3 protein-coding genes and 1 pseudogene are annotated in these 2,859 nt (G+C 71.8%); 2 read left to right on the forward strand and 2 right to left on the reverse strand.

Annotated elements, in window-relative coordinates:
* Together CCN33_RS15300 and CCN33_RS15305 are read right to left on the reverse strand one after the other, a co-directional pair.
* Positions 1–452, reverse strand: a pseudogene (locus tag CCN33_RS15300) (glycogen debranching enzyme); the annotation flags it as partial.
* Positions 449–955 (reverse strand): pep a2, encoded by a 507-nt coding sequence (locus CCN33_RS15305; protein WP_086694174.1) that lies wholly within the window; start codon positions 953–955, stop codon positions 449–451. The gene CCN33_RS15305 and the pseudogene CCN33_RS15300, both read right to left, overlap by 4 nt.
* Before the next feature lie 301 nt (positions 956–1,256).
* On the opposite strand from CCN33_RS15305, the gene CCN33_RS15310 reads away from it, so the two are divergent.
* Together CCN33_RS15310 and CCN33_RS15315 are read left to right on the forward strand one after the other, a co-directional pair.
* Positions 1,257–1,556 (forward strand): DUF5133 domain-containing protein, encoded by a 300-nt coding sequence (locus CCN33_RS15310; RefSeq protein ID WP_086694175.1) that lies wholly within the window; start codon positions 1,257–1,259, stop codon positions 1,554–1,556.
* Between the two features lie 111 nt (positions 1,557–1,667).
* Positions 1,668–2,859: maltotransferase domain-containing protein (locus CCN33_RS15315; protein WP_140394556.1), on the forward strand; the 1,192-nt coding region annotated here is incomplete at its 3' end.

Below are 2,859 nucleotides of genomic sequence, written 5' to 3' on the forward strand. Positions count from 1 at the left end.
CGGTCGTCGCCCCAGTCGAAGTAGGGGTCGGTGACCACGCCCAGCATCGAGTGCCCGGCGCTGTCGGCGGGCGCGGGGCCCTGCGGGTCGCGCTCGTACAGCGAGGGGTCGTTGTCCATCTGGCCGTCGACGGCCCGGGCGTAGGGGTCCAGCAGCAGCTTGGCCGGGTTGCAGCGGTGGCCGAGGGAGGGCTGCCAGGGACCGTGCACCCGGTACCCGTAGCGCCGGCCCGGCCCGACCTCCGGCAGATACCCGTGCCACACGAACCCGTCGACCTCGTGGAGGGGTACGGGCGTCTCGGCGCCCGTGTCGTCGACGAGGACCAGCTCCACGCGCTCGGCGACCTCGCTGAACAGCGCGAAGTTGGTGCCCTGGCCGTCGTAGGAGGCGCCCAACGGATAGGGGTGCCCGCTCCACACGGGCACCCCCTTCCGGGACTTCCTGGCCGTCACCGGGCGCCCGCCGGAGTGCCGGCGGGCACCTCGGCCGCCCCTTCGGGCACCGGGGCCGCGCGGGGTACGCGCAGCATCCGGCGGATGTGCGGCGAAGGAGGGGTCGGGACCAGCGGGACCCGCTGGTCGGCACGGGCACGCTGCGAGAACCAGATGATCCTGGCCCCGGTCTCGGTGGCGCAGCAGCCCCACCCGTCGCTCATCGCGGCGATGTCCGCGAGGCAGGCGCGCAGACCCTCGTCCGGGCCGAGGTCGCGGTCGCCGCCGCCGATGGCGGTGATGAGGTGCTGGCCGTTCCACCACATCTCGATGGAGGTGGTGGTGTCCGGGGCGTGCTGGTCGATGGCGCGCAGCAGAATCTCGGTGCCGCGGCGGACGGGGTCCACGAGATTGTCGAGGTCCCAGTGACTGAGGTGGGCGGCCAGGATGCGGCTGACCTGTCCCACCCGTTCCGGGCTGACTTCCACGTCGAGGTGGTAGTAGCGAGGCACTGCGGTCTCCATTGTCGCTTGCTCCTCACCGGCGAAGCTCCTGGTCCACGGCCGTCCGGCGGGATCACCGGACACTCAGCGTGAACGCCAGTCGCTTCTGAGTCATCATCCACAGTGCGGCTGCTACGCCATTCGTGCAACACGAGCATCACGAACGGCGGGGTCGTTGAAGCTCCAACAGGACGCAAAGTGTTTACACGTGCACCATGAGTGAAAGCCCTCGATCGCCGTAACGGTTCCGCGCCCCTCCGTGCTCGGACACCACCCGACCGTCGGGAACGCGACGTCGAGAGCCGTGGAAGGTGAAGGGGCCATGCTGCTACCCGCCAAGGCCGAAGTGGCCCGGCAGTTGCGGCGTTACCGGGCGTGGGAGCGCGTGATGCTCGCCTCGCCCCACGACCGCACGGTCCGGAGCACCTTCGAGGACTCGGGCTACACGTTGTGCGTGTTGATGGGAAAACGCTGCGCCAGGGAGGCGGCGGACGCCGCGGAGCGTTATCTGCGCTCCACCCCGCCCGGCCGGGCGGGCGAGCAGGACGGGCGGCCGCGGCCCGGACGGGCGGCGCGACGCGCGCAGTCCCCGGAGCGGCGATCCACGGCGCCAAGCCCCTGACCTGGCACCGTACATGGCGTTCCCCTACGGGACGGCACCTGCCGGCCCGTATCCAGGACCGCGAAGCCGGGCCCCGTGTGCCCGGCTTCGCGCACGGCGGAGGTGAGATCCATGCGCAGGACCCCGGCCATCGGCCGCGTACCGGTACGTGATGTCCGGCCGGCCGTGGAGTGCGGCAGGCGCCCGGCGAAGGCGGTGGCCGGGGAGACGTTCCAGGTGACCGCGACCGTGTTCCGCGAGGGACACGACGCGGTGGGCGCCAATGTGGTCCTGCGCGGTCCCAAGGGCCGGCGCGGCCCGTGGACCCCGATGCGCGAGCTGTCTCCCGGCAGCGACGTGTGGGGCGCGGACATCACCCCGGACGCCACCGGCCGCTGGACCTACCGCGTGGAGGCGTGGTCCGATCCGATCGCCACCTGGCGGCACGCGGCCGCCATCAAGATCCCGGCCGGGATCGACACCGGCCTGGTGCTGGAGGAGGGCGCCGAGCTCTATGAGCGCGCGGCCGCCGGAGCGCCCGGGGGCCCGGAGCGCGACGTCGTCCTGGCCGCCGCCCACGCCCTGGGCGACGACACCCTCTCGGTGAACCACCGTCTGAAGGACGCCCTGGGCCCGGAGGTGGCGGCGGTCCTCGCCCGGTACCCCCTGCGGGACCTGGTGACCTCCTCGGACCCGATGCCGCTGCTGGTGGAGCGCGAGCGGGCCCTCTACGGCTCCTGGTACGAGTTCTTCCCGCGCTCGGAGGGGACGCTGGACGAACCGCACGGCACGTTCCGGACGGCGGAGAAGCGTCTTGAGGCCGTCGCGGAGATGGGCTTCGACGTGGTGTACCTGCCTCCGATCCACCCGATCGGGACCACGCACCGCAAGGGCCGCAACAACACCCTGACCGCGACCCCCGACGACGTCGGTGTGCCCTGGGCGATCGGCTCCCCCGAGGGCGGCCACGACGCCGTCCACCCCGACCTCGGCACCCTGGAGGATTTCGACCACTTCGTGCACCGGGCGGGGGAGTTGGGGCTGGAGGTGGCCCTGGACTTCGCCCTGCAGTGCTCCCCGGACCACCCGTGGGTGGAGAAGCACCCCCAGTGGTTCCACCACCGTCCCGACGGCACCATCGCCTATGCCGAGAACCCGCCGAAGAAGTACCAGGACATCTACCCCATCGCCTTCGACGCCGACATGGACGGCCTGGTCACCGAGACCGTGCGGGTCCTGCGGCACTGGATGGAGCACGGCGTCCGCATCTTCCGCGTCGACAACCCGCACACCAAGCCCGTGGTGTTCTGGGAGCGCGTGATCG

The sequence above is a fragment of the Streptomyces recifensis genome (assembly GCF_002154615.1).
In the GTDB taxonomy this organism is placed as follows: domain Bacteria; phylum Actinomycetota; class Actinomycetes; order Streptomycetales; family Streptomycetaceae; genus Streptomyces; species Streptomyces griseoluteus.